We start from the raw sequence: 25156 nt of genomic DNA, 5'->3' as shown, positions 1-25156 counted from the left end.
TCATAAGCAAAAAGGTGCTTATGTTTTTAGCAACTTCGGAATATTTAAAAAAAATAAAAAACATCGCCGATATGTGTAAACAGCTCAAAATAAACGTCTATATATGGGGTGAAAAGGGAGTCGGCAAAACCTTTCTCGCCAAATATATAGCGCCTAATGCCGTAATAAATCCCAAAACCCCCACAATAAACCCAGTTATCTTGGAAGATTTCGATAAAAATCCGGTACTTGAATTTAAAAACAACTTTTTAATAGCCACCGGAACACAGCCTTTAAACAAAGAAATTTTAAAAAAATATTTCACTATGGACATAGAATTAAAACCTCTAAAAGAACACCCGGAAGATATTTACGATTTTATAGACTTATTTAAACAGCAGGCAAAAGAAGAGTTAAAAATCAGCAAAAACATTCACATTGAACATCCGGATATAAGCGAAAACCTGAATTCTTTAAAAAGACAGATCTTTTCAAAATTCCTTCTGCCTGAAAACAAACAGGATGTTTATAAAATTTTAACTGATTATTTTGAAAACATAAATGAAGACTTCACTTATGAAGAAGAACTGAACAATTTTGAAAAAGCCCTTTTTAAAGCGGCAAAGACCAAATATAAAAGCAAACTTCAAATAGCAAACCATCTTAAAATAAACCGAGTTACCTTAACAAAAAAAATGAAGGCTTTAAATGTTTGAATTCTGGTGTGAATACGATATAAATCCGCTTATTATATTCAACGAAAAAGGACATATACAATACTGCAACCAGGAAGCGGAAATTTTTCTGTCGTACGTCAATAAAAAAGAAGTTTACGAATTTGTGATAAACAACGCTCCCGCTAATCCAGGAATAAAAACGGAGTTTAAACACGTTAAATTCAAAGATTTCGAATTTAACGGCTACAGTATAGGCTATAAAGACGATACCAACGTCGGAATAAGATTTTTTATAAACACAAACACCCATTCAATAGAATTAACAGAATTAGAAGAAATAGACCTTTCCATGCTTTTAAATTTTGCAATAGAATATTCCACTCTTAAACAAAACATAACCATTACAACCATGTTCGACCCTTCGATACCTACGATTCTTGTACATAAAAAGGCTCTTTTAGATATAATTTTCGATATGCTTGAAAACCAAAAAGAAGCTATAATTTCAACAAAAATAAACGTCGGCGAATATATTAAAATCAACGATAAAAAATATCAGATTATAGAAATCGGCATAAAAACCAAACCACATAAAACAATAAAATCTCCTTATTTCGAGATTTTAAACAAAGACGACGGATACATAATAAAAATACCACTTATTAAGGAAATAGATGAAAATAATAATACTTGACACCGAAACAACAGGAAACAAAGAAGAAGACAGAATAATACAGTTAAGCTATCTGGTTTTAAACGAAAACCTTGAAATCGAAGAAATACACGACGAGCTTGTAAAGCCTCCTCTTCCAATCAGCTTTGAGGCAATGGCCGTTCATCACATTACGAACGAAATGGTCGAAGACAAGCCTTTAATAAAACACACCGATGCATATAAAAGATTAAAAGAGCTTAATTCACCCGAAAACCTGCTTGTAATACACAATGCCAAATTTGACCTTGATATGCTTAAAAAAGAAGGTTTTAACTCGTTTTTCAAACTTGTAGACACATTTAGGGTTCTGAAACATTTAATTCCGGAAGGCAAGTTTTCACTTCAGTATAACAGATACGCACTGGGACTTTATAAAAAAGAAAAAGAGATATGCGAAAAATACAATATCCAGATTAACGCACACGACGCACTCGGAGATGTAATAGTTTTAGGTCTTTTGTTTGAATATCTGGTAAAAAACTTCGATAAAAGCTTTGAAGAGCTTGCCGATTTGACTACAAGGCCGGTTCTTCACGATAAATTCTATCAGGGCAAATATAAATTTGAAAAAATAAAAGACGTTCTTATAAACGATCCGGATTATATAGAATATATGCTGAGCCTCACGGATCTTGACCCGGATGTGAGATATTCAATAGAACATCACCTTGAAAACCTGGATGAACCTATGGAGTTTAAATTCGGAGTCGGCAAATATAAAGGCATGAAAATAGAAGATGTAGCCGAAATAGATATGCAGTATTTAAGCTGGGCTTATCATAACATGAAAATGGGTAAATGGATGAGAGAAAAAATCGGAGAGATTTTAAACAGAAATTAACCTCCGAGGTATTTCTTCTTAATTTCGTCACTTGCAAGAAGGGCTTTTGCCTCATCTTCCATAACAAGAGAACCGTTTTCCATAACATACGCTCTATCGGCAATTTTAAGAGCAGCCGCAGCGTTTTGCTCTACTAAAAGAATTGTAACGTCGTCGTTTTTGTTTAAATCCACTAAAATCCCGAATAAATCTTTTACGATTATAGGCGCTAGACCAAGGGACGGCTCGTCAAGTACCAGCATTTTAGGTTCACTCATCAAAGCCCTTGCAATTGCCAGCATCTGCTGCTCACCACCGCTCAGGCTTCCTCCGTAGTTGTTTCTTTTTTGTTTAAGTCTTGGAAAAAGTCTAAACATTTCCTCTTTTAGAGTTTCGTAATTTTCTTCATTCGTATATGCTCCGATTTTAAGATTTTCTTCAACGGTTAAGTTAATAAAAATCTTTCTTCCTTCAGGAACCAAAGCCATTCCGTGTTTAACTATTTTGTCAGTTGAAAGTTTAGATATATCGCCTTCTACAAACCTTACTTCACCCTCTTTTTTAACCAGGTTGAAAATAGCACTAAGTGTAGAAGTTTTACCCGCTCCGTTAGCTCCGATAATAGTGACAATTTCACCCGCTTTTACATTAAAGTCAATTCCTCTAACCGCCTCAATAACACCGTATTTTACCTTTAAATTTTTAACCTTCAACATCGATATCTCCTAAATAAGCTTTTATTACCGTCTCATCCTTCATCATATCGGCAGGTTTTCCTTCGAAAATTGTTTTACCGTAATCAAGAACCATTACCCTGTCTGCAATCTTCTGAACGAATTTCATATCATGTTCGATAAAAAGAATTGTTTTTTCTTTTTCGCTTCTAAGTCTGAATACGGTATCAGCAAGTTCGTCCGTTTCTTTAGGGTTCATACCGGCTGCCGGTTCGTCTAAAAGCAGTAAATCAGGCTCGGTCGCCAAAGCCCTTGCAATTTCCACTTTTCTCTGGTTACCGTAACTCAGTGCTTTTGCGTTGTGATTTGCATATTTGTCAATTTTCAAAAATTTCAAAATTTCCATTGCAAGTTCTTTATGAACTTTTTCCTGAGAGAAAAATCTAGGCAGTCTGAAAACAGCTTCGAAAAACGTATACTCAATATGATTGTGAAATCCGATTAAAACATTTTCAAGTACAGTCATTGAATTAAAAAGTCTGATATTCTGGAATGTTCTGGCAATACCTTTTTCCACGATTTTTACAGGACTAAGCCCGGTAATTTCTTCATCTTTAAAATAAACATGTCCGCTGGTAGGTTCAAACGCCCCTGTGATGATATTAAAAAGAGTGGTTTTACCGGCACCGTTAGGACCTACGAGTGCAAATATTTCTCCCTGCTTGACTTCAAAATTAACATCTTTAATCGCCACGACTCCACCAAACTGCTTCGTTACGTTTTTAACTTTTAACATTTTTCTCCTTTAAGTACTCTTCGCCTTTTTTTCTGGCCCATTTTATAAAAACTCTTTTTGTATCTAAAATACCCAAATCTTTATTTCCGACAATATGCTCTTTTAAAGCTTTGGCACAGTAATATGCGTTAGAAAAACCTCTGCCGCCCATACCGTTGATAATATAAAGGCCTTCTAAATAACTAATAAACTTTGGAACCTCTCCTTTAACTATTTTAGGGTTTGATTCCATAGTTTTATCTACATCTATAATTTTACCAACCACAGGAAAATAATCAACACTAGCAGCCCTAAATCCCCCTATAATTTTTGATATTTCAAAATTTTTAATATCAACTATCTCTTTTGCCTTGTTTATCAGCTCATAAGCTTCTTCTTCATTCTCTTTGCATTCCGGACAGTTTCGTTTATGAGTCGCACCTATTTTGATAATTCCTCCGACTTCGGTTAACGAACAGTTTTTATGAAAATGGCAAGGCAGAAAATCTTCTTTTATTCCATCTTCATTCTCAATTCTAAATTCTCCTCTTCCTTCTATTCTTTCTCCCCAGATAGGACGAATATTTATATAAGGGATATCTATTACCGTTTTATGCCCGGTTGCCAGAATTACATTTTTGGCAGTATATCCTCCTACTTTCCAAAAACCGCCTTCTTTTTCCAGTTTGTCAATTTTTTTGATTTCAAAATCTACTTTAATTTTTTCTCTTACCTCTTCAGGGAAAACCACCCCACCTTCTTTAAAGAAAAATCCTCCGTATCTTTTTTCATATGGAAGCCTAATATCTTTTTCATACTGTTTAAATTTTTCTATATCCCTCTCATCTCTTGGCAGAATTGTTACGCCAATTTTATGCGTATCTATACCTTCTTTTTCATAAAATTTTAGAGAATCAACAATCGCCTGGTTTATAAATCTTGTATATGCGGTGTCAAATCCGACTTTAGGAAACAAAAACGCTCCCGCAGCCGCACTTGCTCCGGAAGTCAGTATTCCGTTTTCATCTATTAAAAGAGTATTATAATCCCTAAGCTCATACGCGCTTAAAAGTCCGGCAATACCTCCTCCGATTATTATAAAATCAAAAGGTTTCATCAAATGCGCTTTGTAAAACTTTCTTATCTATTTTTTTATATCTGTTAAAAAGAAATTTTTTAAACCCTTCTTTATCTATTTTAACCTGCACATATATCATCTGCTCTTTTTTATTGTACCAGGTATCGCCCTGAAGAGCGTTTAAAATAACATAATCTTTTATATCCGAATCTATTTTTTTATCTTCTATTCCGAGTTTTCTTAAAAAAAGCTTCGTTTTACTCTGAAGCTTGGATATAAGCTCGCTAACACCCAGGGAATAAGCTTCTTCCTGCTTTAAACGGTTAAGCTTTTCGGAATGAACTTTTCCCACACTCAAAAACGAAGATTGATAACACACCCAAAAAGGAGCCGGCATCTGATGCACGTAACATTTGGTAAATTCCTTAACCTTAACCGTAGTATCAGAAACGCTGCATCCTAAAAAAGCCAAAGGGATCAAATAAAGCGTTTTTTTCATTCTATGCCTTTTTCTTTTATTATAAGTTCGAAAAACAGTTCTCTTGTTTTGCTTCTTTCTTTTGCAAGATATAAATTTTCACCTTCTATTATTATGCAGTTTTTTTCTTTTTTGATAGTCACTTCCGGCATTGACAGATTAATATTTACAAGTTTAGCAACCCAGAAAATATTACAGAGTTTTTCAATAATATTCTTTTGAGGAAGCAGACATTTATATTTTTCAATTTCTCTTTTTTTTATTTTTTTTCTTTTATAAAAGCGGATTATTTTTGACATTAGAAGCCTGTCACAATGCCTGAAACCGTAATGAAGAGAGTTTAAAAGTATATAATCGGTATGCTTATGCGCTTCATAAAAATCTATAAGCTCGCCGGCACGTGAAAGCTTAATGGCATAGGTTAAATGAAGCTTATATTTCTCATCAAGTTCAAATTCGTCTTTTAATAAATCGAACAGTTCCAAAGCTATTTTCGTTTCATATGAAGAAAGTTTCGTATTTATTTGATAAACGTCAATAATTGTTCTGACCGAGGGATTAAAATTCTCCGGAAACTTGTAGTTGTCGTGTCTGAGCAGATCCGTTAAAAAAACACCCTCTCTCACACCCACACCGCTTGTAATAACCTGCTTGGCCTCTAAAAAGTCCAGTAGCTCCGTGAAAATAAGCACTCCGGGTCTTATAACGTCAAGCCTTTCGGGCTTTACTCCTATTTTAAGAAGTTCTTCATCTTTCATTTTAATAAGAGACTTTAAAAATTTGATATGTTCTTTGGTGTCGTAGGTGAATCCGTGCAGTATATCCAGCGGATATTCTATTCTTTTCATTATTACCTGAGAAAGCGCCCTTATAGTACCGCCTATTCCGAAAACTTTATTCTGTTTAAACGCCTCATCAAGTCTTTTTATCTCTTTTCTTACATGCTTTTTGGCGCCTTCTATATCGCCTTTGTCAAAATAAAGCTCTTTAAGCCTTACCGTTCCGAGTTTCAGCGAAATAGTCTGTTGAATCTGCTTTTTCTTAATTAAGGCAAGTTCAGTTGAACCTCCGCCTATATCTATGGTGACTCCGTTTTTTTCATATAAGAGGTTTGCTGCGGCGACTCCTCCAAAAAACGCTTCTTTATCGCCGTCTATCACTTTTATATTTATACCGAGTTCTTTTCTGACCCTTGCTAAAAATTCGCTCTTATTAGGAGCATCCCTTACGGCCGAGGTGGCTACGGCTAAAATTTTTCTGACCTTTAAAGACTTTGCAATTAAAAGAAATTCTTTTAAAGCTTTTATGGCTCTTTCAATTGCAAAATCCTGAAGATTCCCTCCGTTTTCATATGCGCCTTCGCTGATTCTTACTTTGGATTTCTCTTCCCTTAGAAGATAAAATCCAAAACGGCTGGTTTTTTTAAACACAGCCATTCTGGCCGAGTTAGAACCTATATCTATTACAGCCGTAATTTTAGCCATTACTCTTCTTCGTCTTTATGAATAAATTCCGCTTTTAATTTCAGTTCTTTCGCGCTTTCCTGATTATCCGGATCCGGCACTATAGCATCTACAGGACATACCTGTACACACTGAGGCTCTCCTCCGTGCTCTATACATTCCGTACAAAGGTCCGGGTCTATTTCGTATATTGGATCTGCAGGCTCAATTGCGCCGTTTGGACATTCGTCCACACAAGCATCACATGCAATGCATTCATCGTTAATCATTAAAGACATGCTACTCCTTTGGATAACAAAATTTATAGCCTCTGCGGCGAATGGTCTTAATTGTATCAATTTTAAAAACTTTGTCAACCTTTTGACGTATCTGATTTACAGCAACTTCTATAACATTCGGAGTTACCAGCTCCGGCTCCTCCCAGATGGCATCTAAAAGCTGCTCTTTTGATATAACCTGGTTAGGATATCTGGCCAAATGTGTAAATACTTCAAAAGCCTTGCCTTTTAGATATGTTTCTTTACCGTTGTAAATAATTTTTTCTTCGTCTTTTATAATAATCAGATCTTTTATTTTAATTTGCGACTCTTTACCGCTTCTTAAGGCTACGTTTATTCTTGTAATTAACAGATCAAAATTCAGAGGTTTTCTTATAAAATCATCCGCCCCCATTTTTAAAACTTTTATTTCGGTTTCTACGGATTGGTCGTTTGAAATAACGATTATTTTAATAAGAGGATATATCTCTTTAGCATAATCGATAAATTTAAACACTTCGCTTAAACCGAAATCGGCGTCTATAATTGCCAAATTGTAATGTCTGACATCCAAAAAATACTTACCATCTCTGACGGTAAAAGCCTCATCGCTTTTATAACCGACTTCTTCAAGAGATTTAGTAATAAGATGATTTAATGTTTCGTCTTTTTCAATCACAAGAAGTCTCACACTCTCTCCTTTATTTCGTATTCGGCAAGCGGCCGAATACGACCCCAAACCTAATACTTGAAAAAATTATATCAAAAAATTAATATTTTCTTAAGATTTTCACTCCCACTAAAGCATTTCTTAAAATTTCAGGTTTTTTTATATGAAGTTCAAGGCTTTTCATCTGAGGATATTTCTCCAGAAGTTTAGCTTCTATAGCCTCCATGGCGTCTTCTATAAGCAGAAATTTCCTCTCAATCATAAGTTTTTCAATTAAATCGCATACTTCGGCATAATCTATATAATTGTTTTTGCCTTCATATTCAATTTCCGCATGTACTAAAACTTTTTGCGTTTTTTCCCTCTCTTCGGGCAATATTCCGATTATAGCCTTAAATTCCAAATTTTCAATTAATATTTTATAATTATTCTCAATTCTCAATTCTCAATTCTCCATTTTTATATTACTCTTTTTTCTTCCCCGATAATCAGCCTGTATATATTGTCTTTATGTTTATAAAGAACGATAAACCCGATAATAATCAATGGAGCGTGAGAATGTATCGGAAGATCAGGATATAAAACGTAAGTACTCGCAATTCCTACGATTATCGCGCTTAGAGAGCTCAGTGAAGATATTTTAACCGTTTTAGCCATAATAAACCATACAACAATAGCTACCAGCACAGCTTTTGGCACAAGCACTAAAAGAACGCCGGCAGTTGTCGCCACGCCTTTTCCTCCTTCAAGTTTCAGATAAGGGGAAAAACAATGCCCTATTACCGCAATTACAGCTATCGCCCATTGAGTAGCCGGACAGACTCCCATCATTTTAGCCGCAAGTATAACGGCCGCACCTTTAAAAGCATCCAGCAAAAGAGTAACCGCAGCAAGTTTTTTTGCTTTGGCAGGATCAGTCTGTTTCAAAACCCTAAGCACGTTTGTAGCACCTATATTGCCGCTTCCCTGTTCTTTTATATTAATCCCTGCAAAATATTTAGCTATTAGATATCCAAACGGAATTCCTCCTACCAAATAAGCTATTAAATACCATATTAACGGTGACATATTTTTCCTTTTTTGTGAAATTATAATATAATTTTTATAAAGTAATCATTGTTTACATATGCATAAAAAGGACCTAAATGCTAAATAAAGTAAAAGAGCTTATAAAAAAACATAATATAACCATAGCAGCGCATTATTATGAAAAAGACGAAATATTTGATTTAGCAGATCTTACAGGCGACAGTCTAGAACTTGCCAAAAAAACAAGTTCACTTAAAAACCCGCTAATATTTTGCGGGGTTAAATTTATGGGAGAAAGTGCAAAAATTTTAAATCCCGATATTGACGTATACATGCCTCGCCTTTCCGACTGTTCCATGGCCAGAATGGCAGAAGAGGCTAAAGTGGAAAACAATATAAAAACCCTGAAAGAAAACAATATAGATTTTATACCAATCACATATATAAATTCAACAGCCAAAACAAAAGCCATAGTTGCCGAAAACGGCGGACTTACGTGTACTAGCTCAAACGCACAGAAAATAATCGAATGGGCTCTCGCCCAAAATAAAAGAATTTTTTTCCTTCCTGATAAAAACCTCGGAAGAAACATCGCAAACAGACTCGGTATAACCTCAGCTATTATCGGAGAAGAAAACTGGCAGGATGCCACTATGATATGTTTTGACGGTCACTGCAGCGTTCATCAACTCTTTATGCCCGAACATGTGGAATTTTACAAAGAAAGATTTCCCGATATCAAAATCGTAGTTCATCCGGAATGCTCTCCCGAAGTGGTAAAACTTGCGGATTTTGCCGGAAGCACTTCCCAGATTCTGAATTACGTAAAAGAAAACCCTACAACTCCTATGGCTATCGGGACTGAATTTAATTTCGTAAACAGAATGAAAAACGAAATAAATCCTAATATATACGTATTAAGTTCCACAAAACCGGAATGTCCTTCAATGAATGAAACGACTTTGGAAGAACTTTATAAACTTTTAAAAGCGATAGACGAAGGGAAAGATTACAATAAAATCGAAGTGGACCCAAAAATTGCAAAATACGCAAAAACCGCACTTCAAAGAATGATGGAGCTGTCATGAACCTGATGAAATACCAGATAGTGGATTTTTTAAAAAACGCGTTAAGCGAAGATATCGGAAGAGGAGATCTGGCCAGAAGTCTGATAGATAAAAACGCAACCGCTATAATCAGAGCAAAAAGCGAAGGAGTAGTTGCGGGAATTGAATATATAAAACATTTAAGCGAACTGGCGGATGTTAAATTTGATTTTTATTTTCGGGACAGTGATTTTTATAAACATGGCGATATTATCCTTGAAATTTACGGAAACGCCAAAGATATTCTTTCAATAGAAAGAACCATGCTCAATATCCTCCAGCACGCTAGCGGAATTGCCAGCAACGCTTATGAGTTTGTAAAACTGACAGACGGAAAGCTAAATATTCTCGATACCAGAAAAACAAAACCGGGACTGAGAGTATTTGAAAAATATGCGGCGGCATGCGGAGGCGTAACCAACCACAGACTCGGACTTGATGACTGTCTGATGCTAAAAGACACCCACCTTGCACTATTTAACTCTATAGAAGAAGCCGTAAAAACCGCAAGGGAAAATATACCGTTTACCACAAAAATAGAAATAGAAGCGGAAACCGTAGAAATGGCAATAGAAGCCATGCAGGCGGGAGCTGATATCGTAATGTGCGATAATATGAGCTTCGAAGAGATTAAAAAGGTCGTAAATTACAGAAACGAAAACCATAAAGGCATATTACTCGAGGCGAGCGGAAACGTAACTCTTGAAAACATTAAAAACTACGTTCAAACCGGGATAGACGCCGTAAGCAGCGGAGCTATAATCCATCAGGCCACATTTAAAGATTTCTCAATGAAAATGAAAGGATAAATATGAAGATTAATATCCAAATAAATGATGAATTTATTGATTACCTCCAAAATGTAGATATTAACGACTATGTTAACAATTTAATCGCCAAAGATATTTATATCAAGTCTGAAAAATTCAAAAACGATAAAGCCGAATTCAATAAAAGATTAAACTCAGCATTGAAAGGAAACATTATAGAGCACTCCCAAATGTGGAATAAAATAGATGAACTATAAAATCGTTTATGAAAAACATTTTTTTGATGATATGAAGACAATTTTGAACTTTATAAAAAAAGACAAGCCTCAATCTGCTTATGAGTTTAAAAAAGAACTAAAAAATAAAATAGAAAATTTAACTCTTTTCCCATATAAATACAGAAAATCAATATACTTTAATGATGACAGTATCAGAGACCTGATTTTTAAAGGTTATATTATTCCATATAAAATTACAAAATCGGAAATAATTATCTTAGGAATTACTAAATATAAACCATTCTAAGGAGTTACCATTCTAATAAAAGACAAAAATTTTGAATATGGTCATTTTATAGGTATCAAACCTGCAAAAGAAGTAATTGAATACATAAAACAAAAACACAGTTACGAACTCAAATACTGGGATTTTATAATTACCTACGATGAAATGAACGAAAGAGACTTGGCGTATTGCTATAACCCTTATAAAGGTATTGAGAGAATTGACAACATTCCAGAAACTTCAAAAATAAGAATAAAAAACGCCAAAATTTTCGAACCTCTGGATATTTACCAAAAATGCGCCGTTTATGCAATGGTAGAAGCCCCTGCGAGTCTTATAACAGGAAGATTCGGGAGCGGCAAAACCCTGCTTGCAACCGCCACGGCTTTGAGTCTGACCAAAAAGAAAATATTTATAACCAGACCGCCTATAGGAATCAGCAGCGATTATGACATAGGATTTCTGCCGGGAAGCAAAGATGAAAAAATGCTTGAATGGGCGGGAGGGTTTTTAAGCGCGCTTAATTTCCTGTACCGAGATCTCAAAGGTCAGACATACGACTCTATAAAATCCCAGCTATTTTTTGAAAAATTTGAAATTATTCCTTTAAATATGATTCAGGGCGTATCAATTCTTGAAGGAGAAGTACTGATTGTTGACGAAGTACAGCTTATCACAAGGGAATATATGAGTATGATACTCTCAAGAATGAGTGAAGGAAGCAAACTGTTTTTATTAGGCGATTTACACCAGACTTATTCTACAATAGAAAAACAGGACAGCGGACTTTACAGACTGCAGCAGGTACTGCCGCATGAAGCACTTGCATGGGTTGATTTACAAAAAATTTATAGAAACGCCCTTACCGAAATCGCTATAAAACTGTTAGAATAAATCATGTTTTATATTACTTTCTATATATTTTAAAAAAACAAACAATACAAAAGATACGGCAAACATAATCAAACTCAAATTCATAGCAGTATCTATGTTTCCGTTAAAAACCTCTGAAAAAATTTCAATTGAAATCGTATTGGTTTTAAATGGAATATTTCCTCCCAGCATCAAACTGATACCTACTTCTCCGAAAATTCTTGAAACACTTAAAATAAAAGAAACTATAAACACTTTTTTCATACCCGGCATAATAATAAATATAAACGTTTTAAATTTACTTTTACCTGAAATATACGAAGCTTCTATTATATTTTTAGGATACTGTCTAATTGAAGCTATAAGAGGCTTGATAAATAAAGACACGGAAGCGACAAATCCGGCTAATACCAAACCCCAAAATCCGAATACAATATGAATGTTTATTTTGCTTAATATATTACCGAGGTATCCGTTATCCCTAAAAAGCCAAAGAAGTAAAAACCCTGTGGCTATCGGTGGAAAAAGAAGGGGAAGGTCTATAAGCATATAAACTGTTTTTTTTAAAAAACTGTTTTCTTCCATTAAATAGTATACCAGCATAGTACCAAATATAATCAGCAGTATCACATCGGCACAAAGCACTTTTAATGTAAGAATTAACGAAAAAACAGCTTCTTTACTCATATACCGTATCCTTGCAGATATTTTTCAATTTCAGGAGATGATAAAAATTTTATAAAATCTTCTGCTCCACGGTTTTTATGCAATACACAAAAACCTATCACAATAGTATTGTAATATTTTTGAGGAATTTCCAAAGCGTAAAATCTTTTTTTTAATAAAACTTCCTGTGTTTTATTTGCAACCGCACCGTCACATTGTGAAATTTTTAAATAATTTATACCCTGGGGCATTAAAGAAACAATAACCGTATTAGGATGTAAATGTAAATTTTTAAATGCTTCTGCTGCTGCCTTTCCGTATGTTGTCCCTTTAGGATTAGGCAAAGCAAGTCTTTTCAAATTATTTATTTCATTAACACATTTAAGCTTTTCTTTTGTAAGTATTACAAGTTTGCCGTATCCGAGTTTTACAAAGTTTTTAAATCCGTTTTTTTGCAGCTTTTCACGATCACCCAATATAACATCCAAATTATTCAGCTTTGCCTGAGCCATCAACACCCCCATAGGACCGTATAATGCATTTACCTTTATTTTATGTGTGGAATTATATTTATTGATCATTTTTACAAAAATATCTTTGTATCCGCCCGGAATTCCCACATATATTTCACCGAACAGATACATAAAACATAACATTGCCAGACTTAAAGCTTTCATATCGCCTCCTTCGTAATATTTTTTTTTATATAACGGTGTGTTTTTTATATTTTTCTAATTAAAGGGTTATAAGCTTTACTTGATACCACGACTTTATCGCCTATTTTTAATTCTTCCGCCTCTTTTTTGGAAATTACAACCTCAACAATCTGATTGGCAATTGAAATAATCGCAATATTTATCACATCAACCCCCACTATATCTATAATTTTGCCTTCAAAAGCAAATTTTGCGGATCCGCTTGTTTTTAACAACAGTTCTTTAGGCGAGGATAATTTTTCCACTTTTCCGTTGTTTAGCACAATCATTTTATTTGCAAGCCTGTATATTTCACTCGGGGAATGAGACACCATTATAGTGGTCAAATCGAATCTGGTATGAAATTCGGCTATGTCGTTTTGAAGTTTTTCACGCATTACCGGATCAAGTGCGGAAAAAGGCTCATCCATAAGCAAAATTTTAGGCTTTCTCATTAAAGCCCTGCAAAGCGCGACCCTTTGTTTCTGTCCTCCGCTTAATGTATTCGGATATCTAACTGCAAGTTCTTCAAGCCCTGCCATTTTCAAAAGTTCAAAGGCAAATTCTTTATCCTTTTTCACATACAAAAGATTTTCAATTACACTCATATTGGGAAACAGGGCAAAATCCTGAAAAACAAACCCCACTTCCCTTTTTTGCGGAGGAAGTTTTATTTTCTTATTCTGCCACACCTCACTTTCTACAGTAATCTCCCCTTCACACTCTTCAAGTCCGGCAATAATTCTGAGAAGAGTTGTTTTTCCGCTTCCGCTTGGACCTGAAATTGCCAAAAAATCATTTTTTTCAATTTCAAAATCACAGGCAAGCTCCATCTCTCCGCTGCTTCCGTGGAGCATTTTTTTTATGTTTATTTTAATCATAAAAACCTCTTTTTCTGTTTTTCGTTAAAAATATAAACAAACAAAAGCACGACAAAACTGATTGCAAGCATAATAAGACTGTAAATATGCGCACTCTCGTAATCAAGAGTTTCAACATAATCATATATCGCCACACTTGCCACTTCAGTTTTACCCGGAATTGACCCTCCTACCATCAAAACCACACCGAATTCGCCGACCGTATGTGCAAAAGTAATAATTACCGCCGTCATAAGAGAGGTTTTCATATTAGGAAGTATTACTTTAAAGAGCGTGGCAAGTCTTCCTTTACCGCTTAAATAAGACGCTTCGACAATATTTTTGGGAATATTTTCAAAACCGTTTTGCAAGGGCTGTATCATAAAAGGAAAAGAATATATACTGCTTGCCACAACCAGCCCTTCAAATGTAAAAACAAGCTTCATATTAAACATTTCTTCAAAAAGCCTGCCTACAGGTGAACTTTGAGAAAGAAACACAAGCAGATAAAACCCGAGCACTGACGGAGGAAGAACGATAGGAAGAGCGCTTATCGCTTCTAAAACAGGCTTGAATTTAGATTTGGTTGAACTTAAAAACCATGCAAACGGTATTCCTATAATCAATAAAATCGATGTGGTAAAAAACGCCAGCTTAAAAGAAAGCAGAAAAGGGGTAAAATCTATATTCATTCAAAAACCTTTCCTATGGCCACATCGTTTGCTTTAAACATGACAAAAACATTTTTCTCAAAATTATCATATTCGCTGAGCATAATACATTCTATTTCAAAACCTTCCACATCAACCGTTATACTTGAGAGTATTTCGCCTTTATTGATTTCAGAAATCTGACCTCTTAATGAATTCTCAAAAGAACATCTTTCCCCCGAAATACTGACCGCAGTCGGTTTTATCAGCAGTTCTGCTTTTTTCCCGGGCTTCATGTCAATATTCATCTCAAGCATTAAAACATTCACAGTTTGAGAGCCTACTTTGCATTTTATTAAATTCAGCCTCTCAAGCGACTGTATATCTGTAATCTCGCCGATTAATTTATTCACAAAAATCCTTTAAAATATATACCCGTATTTTTTAAACACTTCTTTAGCGTCGTCTGAAAAAATAAAATTATAAAACTTAACCGTGCCTTTTTTGTTGTTAAGCATTATTATACCCTGATTTATAGGTTTATAAAGAGATTTGGGAACGTCTGCAAAATTTTTGTATTTTTTCATTTTAGGGGAAAAAAGTGAACTTTTTGCAACAATCCCTATATCTGCGGAATTAACAGTATACGGAATAACGGCACTTACAGTTTCGGCAAAAATAAGCCTGTTTTTAACATTACCGTATATACCGGCATTCTTCATCGCTTCTACGGCTGCTCTTCCGTAAGGCGCCGTTTTAGGATTTGCAATGGCTATAGATTTTGCATTTAACAGAGCTTTTTTGAAATTATCAAGTTTAATATTTTTTACGCTGAAAAGAGCTATTGCCCCTTTTGCATAAATTTTCGGTTTGCTTTTAGCAATTCCTTTTTTATATAAAAACTCGGGGTATTTCATATTAGCGGCCATAAATACGTCATATTCCGCACCGTGCATAATCTGTGCCGTAAGTTTACCGCTGCTTGCCAGAATAACATTTACCTTTACATCAGGATATTTTTGATTGAATTTTTTAATTATTTCTGGCATTGCATATGTTGTGTTTGCAGCAGCAGCCACATATATTTCGGAAGCAAATGAAAAAATAAAAGAAATCAATATCAGCAGCAGTTTAATCATTGTATCGCCTTTCGTTATATATTTTTAAATATAGCGCTATTATAATTATATTTTTACTGATAGTCAATATTTAGATATAATTTTTATTCTACTAAATAAAAGGAGAAAGAATGAAAAAGGGGCTATTGGCTGTATTATTTACAGCCGTATTGATTTTTACGGGGTGCAGCAAAAAAAATTCGCCTGAAACTGCTGCAAAAGAATTCATTTCTTCATTTATTAATGGAGACACAAACGCATTCAAACAGTATTCCACAGATTCCACAAAAGAGCTTTTCACCCTGGCAATGGCTATGAAGTGTTCACAGGAAGAAATGAACAACGATATGCCTAAATGTCTGAAAAAAATTGGTGAAAACTTAAAATCCGTAGAAGTCGTGGGTGTGAAAAAAAACGGCAAAGAAGCTCTCGTTACTTTAAAAGAGACTCTGGCTAACGGGAAAGTAACCAATGAAAGCATTCCGGTAGTAGAAACGAAAGACGGATGGAAAGTAAATATAAAAAAATAATTTTTACTTTCTTTTTCTGTTTTTTATATGCACATCCTGTATTAAAAACAGGAGATATTATCCTTAGAAAAGAATCAAACATATTAAGCAATCTTTTCTCTCAAATTGATCCCTGCGGATATTCCCACTCCGGTATTATCATTATTAAAAACAAAAAAACGTACGTCTGCAATATCGAATATGAAAAAAAAGGCGAAAATTTAAAAATAGTGCCTTTAAAATCATTCCTGTCTCTTGCATCATCTTATGTGATTTTAGAACCCTTGTTTAAGATAAACCAAAAAAAATTAAAAAAAATTATTAACACTTTAAAAAAACAAAAAATAGAATTTGATACTCAAATCAGTCTGACTAATAATAAATATTACTGCACTGAACTTGTTGATTATATATATTATAAACTTTTAGGCCGGCACATTTATGCATACCTTTATAAATTTAACAATAAAAAAATCATAACGGTAAGGAGTCTACTCAAAAGCAGATATTTTAAACTCTCTAAATAACTTTATTTCTCATTACATCGACAATCGCATCATCAACGCCGCTCATTGCATCTGAGACATTTTTAAGATTTTTAATACTGTTTGTTATATTTTCTTCTAAAATACCGTCACTGAAAACCGGCTTGTTTTCCAATGCAAAAACAGCAGCCTCATATCCGCTTTGAGCCCCGAGCATTACTTTTAAAGAACATCCCATTTTAGCACCGTCGCAAATTACTCCGTTTATTGTCTGTATCAGATACGATACGGCGTTTTTTGAGATATTTCTGTTTTTACTTTCAAGATATGATATTGCCCCGGCAACACCACATCCGCTTGCAAATGCGGCGCCGCATATAGCTGAAAGTCTGCCTATAAAAAGTTTCACATATACCGTAATTAACATGCTAAGAGCCAAAGCTCTGAAAGTCTCATGTTTTGAAAATCCCTTTTCACTGGCGTATATCCATACGGGAAGTGTTGCGCTTATTCCGTGATTTCCGCTTCCAACCAGACTCATGGCAGGGAAATTAACCCCTTCCATTCTCGCATCAGAAGCAGAGGTGGCATATGAAATAATTTTCGATTTTACATCATTACCTGTAAAACTTTTACCGATATTAAGTGCACAGTCTTCTTCTAGTCCAATTTTTGAAAGTTTCATATTCATATTTATAACATCTTCAATAAAAGAGAAATCATCTTCTTTTTCCACAAGATCATATAATACTTCGAAATCCTGATTTTTAAGCCACTTTTCTATAACACCGGTATCTGCACTTTCCTGTCTGTTTACAAGTTTTATTTCCTTTTTTGGGGTTTTTATATTTTCTATATTGTCATGAAACGTCTTCGTTAAAACCTCATACCCCTTATAAGAGCTTTTTATAAAAATTTCACTGCCTTTTACGATTTCAAGATTTATATTTTTTTCCATTTCGGCAGCTTTTTTTATACATTCTTCGGTAACTGTCTCAAAAACATTCAGTCCGTTTTCTTTATTTCCGCACAAAAGTCCTAAAGCAAAAGCAAATTTAACTCCAAATCTTCTGCCTGTATTCGGAATAGGAACATACATTGCGTTTTTTAACAAATTGGTATTGATAGTCAAATTTATTTTCCCGTCCACATCAGTAAGATCTTTTAAATATGCTGCGTTTAAAGCTATGGCAGCCGGTTCGGTACAACCTAGGGCAGGTTTTATCTGAGAAATTAAAATCTCTTTTGCGGTATACATGACAACACCTTTTTTTGGGAAAGTATATAAGAAAGTCAGATATTAAGATAGAAAAAAATTGCGAAAAAGGATTAAATTCCTTTTTCTTTTTTATATTCGACTACCGCCGCATACACTTCGTCTTTAATATGAAGTTTTTCTTTTTTAAGTTTTTCAAGCTCAAGTTCGTCCATATGCTCTCTTCCTGCTTCAACTTCATCAATTATTTTATTAAGTTCTTGATGTCTTTCGATTAATTTAGCTATATGTGGATTTTCTGCCGCAACTTGTTCCATAACAGGTATTAATTCAGGGCAACATTCTTTAAACATATCTTCTCCTTTTAAATATTTTGTAACTATATTATATCACATCTTGTGTCGTCATAATCTTCATCTTCGTCAAATTCTTCGTAAATATCATCATAATCTTCATCAAGAGACTCTTTATTTTCTACAGGTTTGCATATTTCACATTCTACAACTTCAAAATCTTCCGTATTGTTTAAATATTCCTCTATTTCGGAATAGTAATGAAACGGAATAAATTCCCAGTTCGGATCAAGAAAAAGCTCTTCTTTTTTGTCAAAAACAACGTCACACATATCAGAGTGAATTTCTATTTTTTTATTTTCATTGTCTATTATAAGCATATAAGCCATGTTCACCCTTTTTTGTTGAAATTATAGCACTTTAATACTGTAAAAAAATTTAAAATATTTTTATTACATAATTTTTACTTATAACAGATATAATTTATCCTTATTTATGATACACTTCGCTCCAAAAAAAGGAGAATATATGCAACAGATGATAGTTCAGGAAAAATATCCTGTATTCGTATTAGACGTAGAAAAAAATGAAACTCATTATAAAACGGCTCAGGAAATTATCGAATTTTTCAAAGAAAAAATCAATTCACACCCTGTTTGTACATATATCGGTGAATTCGATCATTACGCACACACCTCATCGCTTGAAAACGGTGAAATCAATCCGGAAATAAAAGACTGCAAATTGGTTCTTTTCTGTTTTGGAAACAAACTTCCAAACGGTAAAATCACAGCAGCAAGACCAAGAAGTATCAGCGTAACGGAATATACTGAAAAATTTGAAATAGCTTTTCTAGAAGCTCCTGCATTAATCGCAAACGAAGTAATGGAAGGCTGGGTAAAAGAGCTTAAAAAGACTCTATAACAACCTTCACATCCGCTCCTTTAGCAAAATAAGGAGCGGTTGTAACGATACTGTCTACTCCCGCTTTTGCATATTCTTCCACATTATTTATATTAATTCCTCCGGCACTTATCACTTTTATATTTTTTTCATGCGCGATTTCTACAATTTTTTCTGTTGTTTCAATATCCAGTTTATCAAGCTGTAAAACATCCACTCCTATTTCTACAAGTTTTTTGGCATGTTCAAAATTTTTCGCTTCCACTACCCATTTTTTTTCTATAGATTTATGTTTTAATTTCTCGAAATTTTTATAAAACTTATCCCATCCTCCATAAAGGTTAATGTAATTTTCAAAAATAAGTATCGTTTCTGTTGTTGTCACCCTATGAGGCAGCCCTCCTCCGTCGATAACAGCCTGTAATGCAACCTTTTTAGTAAAAGGAATTACCTTTCTGGTTGTAAGTATTTCTATGTTTGGATTGTGTTTTCTGGCTTTTGCGGTCATCTCATGTACATATGTAGACACGCTTAATGCATATTCATATATATTTTGAGCAACTTTCCATAAAATCAGTACATTTTCTCCTTCTGCTTCAAACAGTTTGCTTCCGGCTTTAACAAATCGTCCGTCTTTTTCTTTAAATACTACTTTAAGCTCAAGTTTTTTTGCCAGTTTTTCTATAAGCTCACTTGCAGTTACAATACAGTCTTTTCTGGTAAAAAATGAAATTTTTCCTTTTTCTTTTATATCCAGAAGTTTCTGAGTCAAATCAAAAAACGGCATATCTTCAGAAACAAGCCTGTCAATTTCTTCGTAGGTGTAAAACATTAACACTCCTTATTCGTTATATAAAATTGTATATAACGCATTTTATAACTTTTATTTTTCATTGTCAATAATAAACAGTTAAAAAACACAAATTTAATACATCTTTAAATTAAAAGATTTATAATTATTAAAACAACCCATCATCAAGGAGCGGGAAATGAAAAAAATAATTTTACCGTTAATAGCGAGCCTTTCTTTTGCACTGTCTCCTCATATTCTGCCAGACAGTTTTGCACAATGTTTAAGTATCAATTATTATACACCGCAAAATGCCCCAATAGCATTAAATGACTTTTTTAAAATTATTAAAAAATATGAATGTTCCAACAATATTGTTTATATAGGAATTGAAAACAGAATTCCGGGTATTTTAAAATTAAATGTAAACAATGACACAAAAAATTTCTTATTAAAACATTTAACAATAAACGGCTTTAAAAGTGCGGTTTATATTGATAAAAAACTACAAAAAGGGGTAATTGCCGTTCAGTTGAATGACAAATATACCTTAAAACTTCTTTTTTACGGAAATGATTACAATAAATATGTAAATATTTTAAAACAGCTGGATCTTAAAAAAATTAAATCTTTCCTTTAATTTTTCCTCTTTTATGGACATTTAAACAAATTAGTATTATAATTATTTATTATCTCTGCCGGAAGGTTTTGTTATGGTTAAATATTTTAAATTAACAGGCGGTATCGAAGAAATAGAAAAAATTGAAACTAACTGTTGGATTAATGTTGTAAATCCTACAGATAAAGAGCTGGAATATTTAAAAACAGAACTAAACCTTCCCTCAGACGTAATAAATGATATTTTAGACCCGGATGAAGTTTCTCATATCGAATATGAAGATGATTACACTCTTATAATTCTTAGAATCCCTATATATGATATTAATAATGATATCCCGTATTTTACAGTGCCGTTAGGTATTTTTATAACCAAAGAATATATTTTAACTCTCTGCGCAAAAGAAAATGAAATACTTCCAATAAACGAACTTAACCTTATAAAAAAATATTATAAAAAGATTCCTGATAATTTAAATTTTATTTTAAAAATATTTCTTAGAACCGGCAAAATTTATTTAAGATATCTTAAACAGATCAATAAATACATTTCATTAATACAAAAAGACCTCGAACAGTCCATTAGAAATAAAGAGCTTATTGATCTATTAAAAATGGAAAAATGTCTTGTATATTTTATTACCTCTATTAAAGCAAATGAAATTATTTTAGCAAAACTTAACCATTCAAAAAACATAAAAAGTGAAATAAATGAAGATTTGCTTGAAGATGCCATTATAGAAAATAAACAGGCTTTAACAATGGCACAGATATACTCTGATATTTTAAGCGGAATGATGGATGCGTTTGCCTCCGTAATATCCAATAACTTAAACATTGTCATGAAACAGCTAACTTCAATTTCAATTATTTTAATGATTCCGACCGTTATTTACAGTTTATTCGGTATGAATGTCCCTCTTTTTATTGAAAACAAACAATGGGCACTGCCGTTTATAATAATCGGGTCATTCTTTTTATCTTACTTAGGTGTAATATTATTCAAAAGAAAAAACTGGTTTTAGTTTTTTTCTTCAGTTTATAAAGTGAAAAAAGTATTCTGTGTCTACACATAAGGTGCCTGACACTTATTTAATATAAAAAAGAAAAAAACAAGGAATTAACCTTGTCTTTCTTTGATAATTTCATCAGCAATGTTGCTTGGTACTTCTTCATAGTGATCGAATACCATTGAGTATGTTCCCCTACCCTGAGTCATACTTCTAAGGTCTGTTGAGTAACCGAACATTTCGCTAAGTGGAACGAATGCGTTAATTTTTTTGATTCCGTGTACATCTTCCATAGAGTTAACCTGACCTCTTCTTCTGTTGATGTCACCGATAACGTCACCCATGTACTCTTCTGGAACTTCGATTTCAACTTTCATGATCGGCTCAAGAATAACAGGGTTAGCTTTTTTAACACCTTCTTTAAATGCCATAGAACCAGCAAGTTTAAACGCCATCTCACTTGAGTCAACGTCATGGTAAGAACCGTCGAAAAGTTCAACTTTAAAGTCAACTACCGGGAATCCAGCTAAAACACCGCCTTGAGCAGCTTCTTGGATACCTTTATCAACTGCCGGGATGTATTCTCTTGGAATTACCCCACCTTTAATTAAATCAACAAACTCATAACCTTTTCCAGGCTCTTGTGGAATTAATCTGATGAATACGTGACCGTACTGACCTCTACCACCTGACTGTTTTGCGTATTTGTATTCTTGCTCAACTTGGTTTTTGAATGTTTCTCTGTATGCAACCTGAGGTTTACCAGTGTTACATTCAACTTTAAATTCTCTCTTAAGTCTGTCTACAATAATTTCAAGGTGAAGCTCACCCATACCAGAAATAATAGTCTGTCCAGATTCTTCGTCAGTTGTCACTCTGAAACTTGGATCCTCTTCAGCAAGTTTTTGAAGAGCGATTGCCATTTTTTCCTGGTCAGCTTTAGTTTTAGGCTCAACAGCTACGCTGATAACCGGATCTGGGAATTCCATTCTCTCAAGAATAATTGGTCTTTTTTCATCACAAAGAGTATCCCCTGTAAGTGTGTTTTTAAGACCAACGATTGCTCCGATTTCCCCACTGTAGAATTCGTTAACTTCTTCTCTTTTGTTTGAGTGCATTCTTAGAAGTCTACCAACTCTTTCTTTTTTGTTTTTAGTTGCGTTTAGTACGTAACTACCTGAAGTAATTGTACCTGAATAGAATCTTGTAAATGTAAGTTTACCAACGAACGGGTCAGTCATAATTTTGAACGCAAGACCTGCAAACGGTTCGTCGTCACTTGGATTTACACTGATTTCTTCACCAGTTTTAGGATCAATACCTTTAATCCAGTCAACTTCATCAGGAGCCGGAAGATAATCGATTACCGCGTCAAGTAACGGCTGAACACCTTTATTTTTGAATGCAGTACCGCAAAGCATTGGTACGATCTCAATAGCAATTGTAGCTTTTTTAATAGCATTTTTAATTTCTTCTTCAGTTAACTCTTCACCGGCAAAATATTTTTCCATTAACGCTTCATCAGTTTCAACAACTGATTCAATCATTTTTTCTCTGTATTCTTCAGCTTTTTCTCTTAAATCTTCAGGAATTTCCTGCTCTTCATATTTACTTCCAAGCGCAGCTTCGTCATCCCATACAAGAGCTTTCATTTTAACTAAATCAACAACACCTTTGAAGTTGTCTTCCGCACCGATTGGAATCTGAATTGGAACTGCGTTAGCTTTTAGTCTTTCTCTGATCTGTTTTTCAACGTTATAGAAATCCGCACCGATTCTGTCCATTTTGTTAACGAATGCGATTCTTGGAACTCTGTATTTGTTTGCCTGTCTCCAAACTGTTTCAGACTGAGGCTGAACACCACCAACCGCACAGAATACCGCAACGGCACCGTCAAGTACCCTCATACTTCTTTCAACTTCGATTGTAAAGTCAACGTGTCCCGGAGTATCGATAATGTTAATTTGGTGGTCTTTCCAAAAACATGTAGTTGCTGCAGAAGTAATTGTAATACCTCTTTCTTTTTCCTGATCCATCCAGTCCATTGTAGCTGCACCTTCGTGCACCTCACCGATTTTATGAGAAACACCTGTATAGTAAAGGATTCTCTCTGTAGTTGTTGTTTTACCTGCGTCGATATGCGCGGCGATACCAATGTTTCTTACCATATGTAAAGGGGTTTTTCTTGGCATATTATCTCCTTATTTGTGATTGTGTGTGAAATTTGAAAGGGGAAAAGAAGAAAAGAAAAATCATTTTTAACTTTTCACTTTTCATTTTTAATTTGTTTTTACCATCTATAGTGAGCGAATGCTTTGTTAGCTTCAGCCATTCTATGAGTATCTTCTCTTTTCTTAAATGCCGCTCCTCTTTCGTTTGCAGCATCAAAAAGTTCGTTTGCAAGTCTTTCTACCATAGTTCTTTCGTTTCTGTTTCTTGCAGCGTCAACAATCCATCTGATTGATAAAGTCTGCTGTCTTTCAGGTCTTACTTCCATTGGAACCTGGTATGTAGCACCACCGACTCTTCTACTTCTAACTTCAAGTAAAGGTTTTACGTTTTCAATCGCTTTGAAGAATAGGTCAATTCCTTTTTCTTCACCTTTTTCGTCTAATTTTTCAATCGCACCGTATACGATTCTCTCTGCTAATGTTTTTTTACCGTCCCACATAACTTTGTTAATAAATTTTGTAACTACTTCGCTGTTATATACCGGATCCGGCATTACCGGTCTTTTTGGGGCTCTTCTTCTTCTCATAATATCTCCTTCTCTTCAGTTTTTTACCCTGCATTTCACAGGACTTACTCTACCTTTTGGCAGTGAGGAGCAATTTCAAGTTAAAAGTTAAAAGTGAAAAATTAAAAATTAATAACTTTTCACTTTACATTTTACACTTATAATGTTGCTCCTACTATAACCAAAACCAACTATAACTTATATATCTGTACCTTTTACTTCACAACTTAAGCGCTTATTCGCTTAAACACTATATTACTTCTTACCTGCGTCAGCTTTTTTTGTACCGTATTTACTTCTTGAGTGTACTCTTCCTTTAACACCAGCTGTATCAAGAGCACCTCTTACGATGTGATATTTAACCCCTGGTAAGTCTTTTACCCTACCACCTCTTACAAGCACGATGCTGTGTTCTTGTAGGTTGTGACCTTCACCCGGGATGTAACTAATTACTTCATAACCTGAAGTAAGTCTAACTTTTGCAACTTTTCTCAAAGCTGAGTTAGGTTTTTTAGGAGTAGTAGTATATACTCTTGTACAAACCCCTCTTCTTTGAGGACAGCTTACAAGTGCAGGTGATTTAGATTTTTTAATTACCTGTTTTCTACCTTTTCTAACTAATTGGTTTATAGTAGGCATAGCTTTCCTTTTCTGTGATTTTACTAACTTTTTTAGTGTGAAATAATATCAAATTTTAATGAATTTTCAAAGAAATTTTGTAGATTATTGACTTTTAGG

Annotated in this window: 35 protein-coding genes; 13 read left to right on the top strand and 22 right to left on the bottom strand. The window is 34.1% G+C overall.

Features of this window, described 5'->3' with window-relative positions:
- Positions 1 to 20: 20 nt before the first annotated feature.
- From C3L23_RS01070 to C3L23_RS01060, 3 genes are read left to right on the top strand one after another with little or no spacing between them, the layout of a single operon-like run.
- On the top strand, positions 21 to 695 hold the full coding sequence (locus tag C3L23_RS01070) for a Fis family transcriptional regulator (RefSeq protein WP_127679314.1): 675 nt from the start codon (positions 21 to 23) through the stop codon (positions 693 to 695).
- Positions 688 to 1350, top strand: a complete 663-nt coding sequence (locus C3L23_RS01065; protein WP_127679313.1) for a hypothetical protein — start codon at positions 688 to 690, stop codon at positions 1348 to 1350. The genes C3L23_RS01070 and C3L23_RS01065 overlap by 8 nt, the downstream gene beginning before the upstream one ends.
- Complete coding sequence (locus C3L23_RS01060) at positions 1331 to 2212, top strand: exonuclease domain-containing protein (protein ID WP_127679312.1); 882 nt, start codon at positions 1331 to 1333, stop codon at positions 2210 to 2212. Before C3L23_RS01065 ends, C3L23_RS01060 begins: the two co-directional genes overlap by 20 nt.
- Here C3L23_RS01060 and C3L23_RS01055 read toward each other — a convergent pair.
- From C3L23_RS01055 to plsY, 9 genes are all read right to left on the bottom strand, one after another.
- Complete coding sequence (locus tag C3L23_RS01055; protein ID WP_127679311.1) at positions 2209 to 2907, bottom strand: ABC transporter ATP-binding protein; 699 nt, start codon at positions 2905 to 2907, stop codon at positions 2209 to 2211. The genes C3L23_RS01060 and C3L23_RS01055 overlap by 4 nt on opposite strands.
- Positions 2894 to 3661 (bottom strand): ABC transporter ATP-binding protein, encoded by a 768-nt coding sequence (locus C3L23_RS01050; protein ID WP_015902335.1) that lies wholly within the window; start codon positions 3659 to 3661, stop codon positions 2894 to 2896. The genes C3L23_RS01055 and C3L23_RS01050 overlap by 14 nt, the downstream gene beginning before the upstream one ends.
- Entirely contained in the window at positions 3648 to 4757 is a 1110-nt protein-coding gene (locus C3L23_RS01045) for an FAD-dependent oxidoreductase (RefSeq protein ID WP_127679310.1), read from the bottom strand. Before C3L23_RS01045 ends, C3L23_RS01050 begins: the two co-directional genes overlap by 14 nt.
- Positions 4744 to 5217 (bottom strand): hypothetical protein, encoded by a 474-nt coding sequence (locus C3L23_RS01040; protein ID WP_127679309.1) that lies wholly within the window; start codon positions 5215 to 5217, stop codon positions 4744 to 4746. Before C3L23_RS01040 ends, C3L23_RS01045 begins: the two co-directional genes overlap by 14 nt.
- Positions 5214 to 6680, bottom strand: coding sequence for a Ppx/GppA phosphatase family protein (locus C3L23_RS01035; RefSeq protein ID WP_127679308.1), 1467 nt, complete (start codon positions 6678 to 6680; stop codon positions 5214 to 5216). Before C3L23_RS01035 ends, C3L23_RS01040 begins: the two co-directional genes overlap by 4 nt.
- Positions 6680 to 6937 (bottom strand): YfhL family 4Fe-4S dicluster ferredoxin, encoded by a 258-nt coding sequence (locus C3L23_RS01030; RefSeq protein WP_127679307.1) that lies wholly within the window; start codon positions 6935 to 6937, stop codon positions 6680 to 6682. Before C3L23_RS01030 ends, C3L23_RS01035 begins: the two co-directional genes overlap by 1 nt.
- A 1-nt stretch (position 6938) precedes the next feature.
- Positions 6939 to 7607, bottom strand: coding sequence for a homeostatic response regulator transcription factor HsrA (hsrA, locus tag C3L23_RS01025; protein WP_127679306.1), 669 nt, complete (start codon positions 7605 to 7607; stop codon positions 6939 to 6941).
- Positions 7608 to 7686: 79 nt separating this feature from the next.
- Complete coding sequence (locus C3L23_RS01020; protein WP_127679305.1) at positions 7687 to 8028, bottom strand: dihydroneopterin aldolase; 342 nt, start codon at positions 8026 to 8028, stop codon at positions 7687 to 7689.
- A gap of 17 nt (positions 8029 to 8045) precedes the next feature.
- Positions 8046 to 8654 (bottom strand): glycerol-3-phosphate 1-O-acyltransferase PlsY, encoded by a 609-nt coding sequence (gene plsY, locus C3L23_RS01015; protein WP_127679304.1) that lies wholly within the window; start codon positions 8652 to 8654, stop codon positions 8046 to 8048.
- Positions 8655 to 8731: 77 nt separating this feature from the next.
- Between plsY and nadA the strand changes: the two genes are divergently transcribed.
- The 5 genes from nadA to C3L23_RS00990 all read left to right on the top strand — a co-directional run bounded on the left by nadA (position 8732) and on the right by C3L23_RS00990 (position 11889).
- The gene (nadA, locus tag C3L23_RS01010) at positions 8732 to 9703 is read left to right on the top strand and encodes a quinolinate synthase NadA (RefSeq protein WP_127679303.1); all 972 of its coding nucleotides are present in this window, start codon (positions 8732 to 8734) and stop codon (positions 9701 to 9703) included.
- 5 nt (positions 9704 to 9708) lie between these two features.
- The gene (gene nadC / locus C3L23_RS01005) at positions 9709 to 10530 is read left to right on the top strand and encodes a carboxylating nicotinate-nucleotide diphosphorylase (protein ID WP_127682101.1); all 822 of its coding nucleotides are present in this window, start codon (positions 9709 to 9711) and stop codon (positions 10528 to 10530) included.
- Between the two features lie 2 nt (positions 10531 to 10532).
- The gene (locus C3L23_RS01000) at positions 10533 to 10748 is read left to right on the top strand and encodes a hypothetical protein (RefSeq protein WP_127679302.1); all 216 of its coding nucleotides are present in this window, start codon (positions 10533 to 10535) and stop codon (positions 10746 to 10748) included.
- Entirely contained in the window at positions 10738 to 11016 is a 279-nt protein-coding gene (locus tag C3L23_RS00995; RefSeq protein WP_127679301.1) for a type II toxin-antitoxin system RelE/ParE family toxin, read from the top strand. Before C3L23_RS01000 ends, C3L23_RS00995 begins: the two co-directional genes overlap by 11 nt.
- A 144-nt stretch (positions 11017 to 11160) precedes the next feature.
- The gene (locus tag C3L23_RS00990; protein ID WP_127679300.1) at positions 11161 to 11889 is read left to right on the top strand and encodes a PhoH family protein; all 729 of its coding nucleotides are present in this window, start codon (positions 11161 to 11163) and stop codon (positions 11887 to 11889) included.
- Here C3L23_RS00990 and C3L23_RS00985 read toward each other — a convergent pair.
- The 6 genes from C3L23_RS00985 to modA are packed head-to-tail and all read right to left on the bottom strand — an operon-like array spanning position 11881 to position 15878.
- Entirely contained in the window at positions 11881 to 12555 is a 675-nt protein-coding gene (locus tag C3L23_RS00985; protein ID WP_127679299.1) for a molybdenum ABC transporter permease, read from the bottom strand. The genes C3L23_RS00990 and C3L23_RS00985 overlap by 9 nt on opposite strands.
- Positions 12552 to 13211: a substrate-binding domain-containing protein gene (locus tag C3L23_RS00980; RefSeq protein ID WP_127679298.1), complete on the bottom strand. Its 660-nt coding sequence runs from the start codon at positions 13209 to 13211 to the stop codon at positions 12552 to 12554. The genes C3L23_RS00985 and C3L23_RS00980 overlap by 4 nt, the downstream gene beginning before the upstream one ends.
- 44 nt (positions 13212 to 13255) lie before the next feature.
- Positions 13256 to 14110, bottom strand: coding sequence for an ABC transporter ATP-binding protein (locus C3L23_RS00975; protein ID WP_127679297.1), 855 nt, complete (start codon positions 14108 to 14110; stop codon positions 13256 to 13258).
- Positions 14107 to 14781, bottom strand: a complete 675-nt coding sequence (modB, locus tag C3L23_RS00970) for a molybdate ABC transporter permease subunit (RefSeq protein WP_127679296.1) — start codon at positions 14779 to 14781, stop codon at positions 14107 to 14109. Before modB ends, C3L23_RS00975 begins: the two co-directional genes overlap by 4 nt.
- Complete coding sequence (locus C3L23_RS00965) at positions 14778 to 15152, bottom strand: hypothetical protein (protein WP_127679295.1); 375 nt, start codon at positions 15150 to 15152, stop codon at positions 14778 to 14780. The genes modB and C3L23_RS00965 overlap by 4 nt, the downstream gene beginning before the upstream one ends.
- A gap of 9 nt (positions 15153 to 15161) precedes the next feature.
- Positions 15162 to 15878 carry a molybdate ABC transporter substrate-binding protein gene (modA, locus tag C3L23_RS00960; protein ID WP_127679294.1) on the bottom strand — a complete coding sequence of 239 codons (717 nt, stop codon included), beginning with the start codon at positions 15876 to 15878 and terminating at the stop codon, positions 15162 to 15164.
- 110 nt (positions 15879 to 15988) lie between these two features.
- Between modA and C3L23_RS00955 the strand changes: the two genes are divergently transcribed.
- Together C3L23_RS00955 and C3L23_RS00950 are read left to right on the top strand one after the other, a co-directional pair.
- Complete coding sequence (locus C3L23_RS00955; protein ID WP_127679293.1) at positions 15989 to 16387, top strand: DUF4878 domain-containing protein; 399 nt, start codon at positions 15989 to 15991, stop codon at positions 16385 to 16387.
- Entirely contained in the window at positions 16363 to 16893 is a 531-nt protein-coding gene (locus C3L23_RS00950; RefSeq protein WP_127679292.1) for a YiiX/YebB-like N1pC/P60 family cysteine hydrolase, read from the top strand. Before C3L23_RS00955 ends, C3L23_RS00950 begins: the two co-directional genes overlap by 25 nt.
- On the opposite strand, the gene C3L23_RS00945 is transcribed toward C3L23_RS00950, so the two are convergent.
- The 3 genes from C3L23_RS00945 to C3L23_RS00935 all read right to left on the bottom strand — a co-directional run bounded on the left by C3L23_RS00945 (position 16886) and on the right by C3L23_RS00935 (position 18749).
- Entirely contained in the window at positions 16886 to 18109 is a 1224-nt protein-coding gene (locus tag C3L23_RS00945; RefSeq protein WP_127679291.1) for a serine dehydratase subunit alpha family protein, read from the bottom strand. The genes C3L23_RS00950 and C3L23_RS00945 overlap by 8 nt on opposite strands.
- 71 nt (positions 18110 to 18180) lie before the next feature.
- The gene (locus C3L23_RS00940; RefSeq protein WP_127679290.1) at positions 18181 to 18420 is read right to left on the bottom strand and encodes a YdcH family protein; all 240 of its coding nucleotides are present in this window, start codon (positions 18418 to 18420) and stop codon (positions 18181 to 18183) included.
- A 26-nt stretch (positions 18421 to 18446) separates the two neighbouring features.
- Positions 18447 to 18749, bottom strand: a complete 303-nt coding sequence (locus C3L23_RS00935) for a hypothetical protein (RefSeq protein WP_127679289.1) — start codon at positions 18747 to 18749, stop codon at positions 18447 to 18449.
- 139 nt (positions 18750 to 18888) lie between these two features.
- Here C3L23_RS00935 and C3L23_RS00930 point away from each other — a divergent pair, with 139 nt between their 5' ends.
- Positions 18889 to 19284, top strand: a complete 396-nt coding sequence (locus C3L23_RS00930; RefSeq protein WP_127679288.1) for a DUF6858 family protein — start codon at positions 18889 to 18891, stop codon at positions 19282 to 19284.
- Here the strand turns inward: C3L23_RS00930 and modD are convergent.
- Positions 19268 to 20095 (bottom strand): ModD protein, encoded by an 828-nt coding sequence (modD, locus tag C3L23_RS00925; protein ID WP_127679287.1) that lies wholly within the window; start codon positions 20093 to 20095, stop codon positions 19268 to 19270. The genes C3L23_RS00930 and modD overlap by 17 nt on opposite strands.
- 157 nt (positions 20096 to 20252) lie before the next feature.
- Here modD and C3L23_RS00920 point away from each other — a divergent pair, with 157 nt between their 5' ends.
- Both C3L23_RS00920 and C3L23_RS00915 read left to right on the top strand, forming a co-directional pair.
- Entirely contained in the window at positions 20253 to 20693 is a 441-nt protein-coding gene (locus C3L23_RS00920) for a hypothetical protein (RefSeq protein WP_127679286.1), read from the top strand.
- Positions 20694 to 20766: 73 nt separating this feature from the next.
- Entirely contained in the window at positions 20767 to 21696 is a 930-nt protein-coding gene (locus tag C3L23_RS00915; RefSeq protein ID WP_127679285.1) for a magnesium transporter CorA family protein, read from the top strand.
- 95 nt (positions 21697 to 21791) lie between these two features.
- Here the strand turns inward: C3L23_RS00915 and fusA are convergent, their stop codons facing one another.
- The 3 genes from fusA to rpsL all read right to left on the bottom strand — a co-directional run bounded on the left by fusA (position 21792) and on the right by rpsL (position 25057).
- On the bottom strand, positions 21792 to 23873 hold the full coding sequence (gene fusA, locus C3L23_RS00910; RefSeq protein WP_127679284.1) for an elongation factor G: 2082 nt from the start codon (positions 23871 to 23873) through the stop codon (positions 21792 to 21794).
- A gap of 98 nt (positions 23874 to 23971) precedes the next feature.
- Complete coding sequence (rpsG, locus tag C3L23_RS00905; RefSeq protein ID WP_127679283.1) at positions 23972 to 24439, bottom strand: 30S ribosomal protein S7; 468 nt, start codon at positions 24437 to 24439, stop codon at positions 23972 to 23974.
- A 234-nt stretch (positions 24440 to 24673) separates the two neighbouring features.
- A complete protein-coding gene (gene rpsL / locus C3L23_RS00900; RefSeq protein WP_015902097.1) occupies positions 24674 to 25057 on the bottom strand; it encodes a 30S ribosomal protein S12 in 384 nt (127 codons plus the stop codon).
- Between the last annotated feature and the right edge of the window lie 99 nt (positions 25058 to 25156).

Origin of the sequence: Nautilia sp. PV-1 (assembly GCF_004006315.1) — a bacterium.
GTDB lineage: Bacteria > Campylobacterota > Campylobacteria > Campylobacterales > Nautiliaceae > Nautilia > Nautilia profundicola_A.
Note: the sequence above shows the minus strand (reverse complement) of the source record. Positions and strands in the feature narration are given on the sequence as shown.

Coding starts and splice junctions, on each gene's coding strand:
- C3L23_RS01070 (WP_127679314.1), top strand. CDS start 21: ATGTTTTTAGCAACTTCGGAATATTTAAAAAAAATAAAAAACATCGCC.
- C3L23_RS01065 (WP_127679313.1), top strand. CDS start 688: ATGTTTGAATTCTGGTGTGAATACGATATAAATCCGCTTATTATATTC.
- C3L23_RS01060 (WP_127679312.1), top strand. CDS start 1,331: ATGAAAATAATAATACTTGACACCGAAACAACAGGAAACAAAGAAGAA.
- C3L23_RS01055 (WP_127679311.1), bottom strand. CDS start 2,907: ATGTTGAAGGTTAAAAATTTAAAGGTAAAATACGGTGTTATTGAGGCG.
- C3L23_RS01050 (WP_015902335.1), bottom strand. CDS start 3,661: ATGTTAAAAGTTAAAAACGTAACGAAGCAGTTTGGTGGAGTCGTGGCG.
- C3L23_RS01045 (WP_127679310.1), bottom strand. CDS start 4,757: ATGAAACCTTTTGATTTTATAATAATCGGAGGAGGTATTGCCGGACTT.
- C3L23_RS01040 (WP_127679309.1), bottom strand. CDS start 5,217: ATGAAAAAAACGCTTTATTTGATCCCTTTGGCTTTTTTAGGATGCAGC.
- C3L23_RS01035 (WP_127679308.1), bottom strand. CDS start 6,680: ATGGCTAAAATTACGGCTGTAATAGATATAGGTTCTAACTCGGCCAGA.
- C3L23_RS01030 (WP_127679307.1), bottom strand. CDS start 6,937: ATGTCTTTAATGATTAACGATGAATGCATTGCATGTGATGCTTGTGTG.
- plsY (WP_127679304.1), bottom strand. CDS start 8,654: ATGTCACCGTTAATATGGTATTTAATAGCTTATTTGGTAGGAGGAATT.
- nadA (WP_127679303.1), top strand. CDS start 8,732: ATGCTAAATAAAGTAAAAGAGCTTATAAAAAAACATAATATAACCATA.
- nadC (WP_127682101.1), top strand. CDS start 9,709: ATGAAATACCAGATAGTGGATTTTTTAAAAAACGCGTTAAGCGAAGAT.
- C3L23_RS01000 (WP_127679302.1), top strand. CDS start 10,533: ATGAAGATTAATATCCAAATAAATGATGAATTTATTGATTACCTCCAA.
- C3L23_RS00995 (WP_127679301.1), top strand. CDS start 10,738: ATGAACTATAAAATCGTTTATGAAAAACATTTTTTTGATGATATGAAG.
- C3L23_RS00990 (WP_127679300.1), top strand. CDS start 11,161: ATGAACGAAAGAGACTTGGCGTATTGCTATAACCCTTATAAAGGTATT.
- C3L23_RS00985 (WP_127679299.1), bottom strand. CDS start 12,555: ATGAGTAAAGAAGCTGTTTTTTCGTTAATTCTTACATTAAAAGTGCTT.
- C3L23_RS00980 (WP_127679298.1), bottom strand. CDS start 13,211: ATGAAAGCTTTAAGTCTGGCAATGTTATGTTTTATGTATCTGTTCGGT.
- C3L23_RS00975 (WP_127679297.1), bottom strand. CDS start 14,110: ATGATTAAAATAAACATAAAAAAAATGCTCCACGGAAGCAGCGGAGAG.
- modB (WP_127679296.1), bottom strand. CDS start 14,781: ATGAATATAGATTTTACCCCTTTTCTGCTTTCTTTTAAGCTGGCGTTT.
- modA (WP_127679294.1), bottom strand. CDS start 15,878: ATGATTAAACTGCTGCTGATATTGATTTCTTTTATTTTTTCATTTGCT.
- C3L23_RS00955 (WP_127679293.1), top strand. CDS start 15,989: ATGAAAAAGGGGCTATTGGCTGTATTATTTACAGCCGTATTGATTTTT.
- C3L23_RS00950 (WP_127679292.1), top strand. CDS start 16,363: ATGGAAAGTAAATATAAAAAAATAATTTTTACTTTCTTTTTCTGTTTT.
- C3L23_RS00945 (WP_127679291.1), bottom strand. CDS start 18,109: ATGTATACCGCAAAAGAGATTTTAATTTCTCAGATAAAACCTGCCCTA.
- C3L23_RS00940 (WP_127679290.1), bottom strand. CDS start 18,420: ATGTTTAAAGAATGTTGCCCTGAATTAATACCTGTTATGGAACAAGTT.
- C3L23_RS00935 (WP_127679289.1), bottom strand. CDS start 18,749: ATGGCTTATATGCTTATAATAGACAATGAAAATAAAAAAATAGAAATT.
- C3L23_RS00930 (WP_127679288.1), top strand. CDS start 18,889: ATGCAACAGATGATAGTTCAGGAAAAATATCCTGTATTCGTATTAGAC.
- modD (WP_127679287.1), bottom strand. CDS start 20,095: ATGTTTTACACCTACGAAGAAATTGACAGGCTTGTTTCTGAAGATATG.
- C3L23_RS00920 (WP_127679286.1), top strand. CDS start 20,253: ATGAAAAAAATAATTTTACCGTTAATAGCGAGCCTTTCTTTTGCACTG.
- C3L23_RS00915 (WP_127679285.1), top strand. CDS start 20,767: ATGGTTAAATATTTTAAATTAACAGGCGGTATCGAAGAAATAGAAAAA.
- fusA (WP_127679284.1), bottom strand. CDS start 23,873: ATGCCAAGAAAAACCCCTTTACATATGGTAAGAAACATTGGTATCGCC.
- rpsG (WP_127679283.1), bottom strand. CDS start 24,439: ATGAGAAGAAGAAGAGCCCCAAAAAGACCGGTAATGCCGGATCCGGTA.
- rpsL (WP_015902097.1), bottom strand. CDS start 25,057: ATGCCTACTATAAACCAATTAGTTAGAAAAGGTAGAAAACAGGTAATT.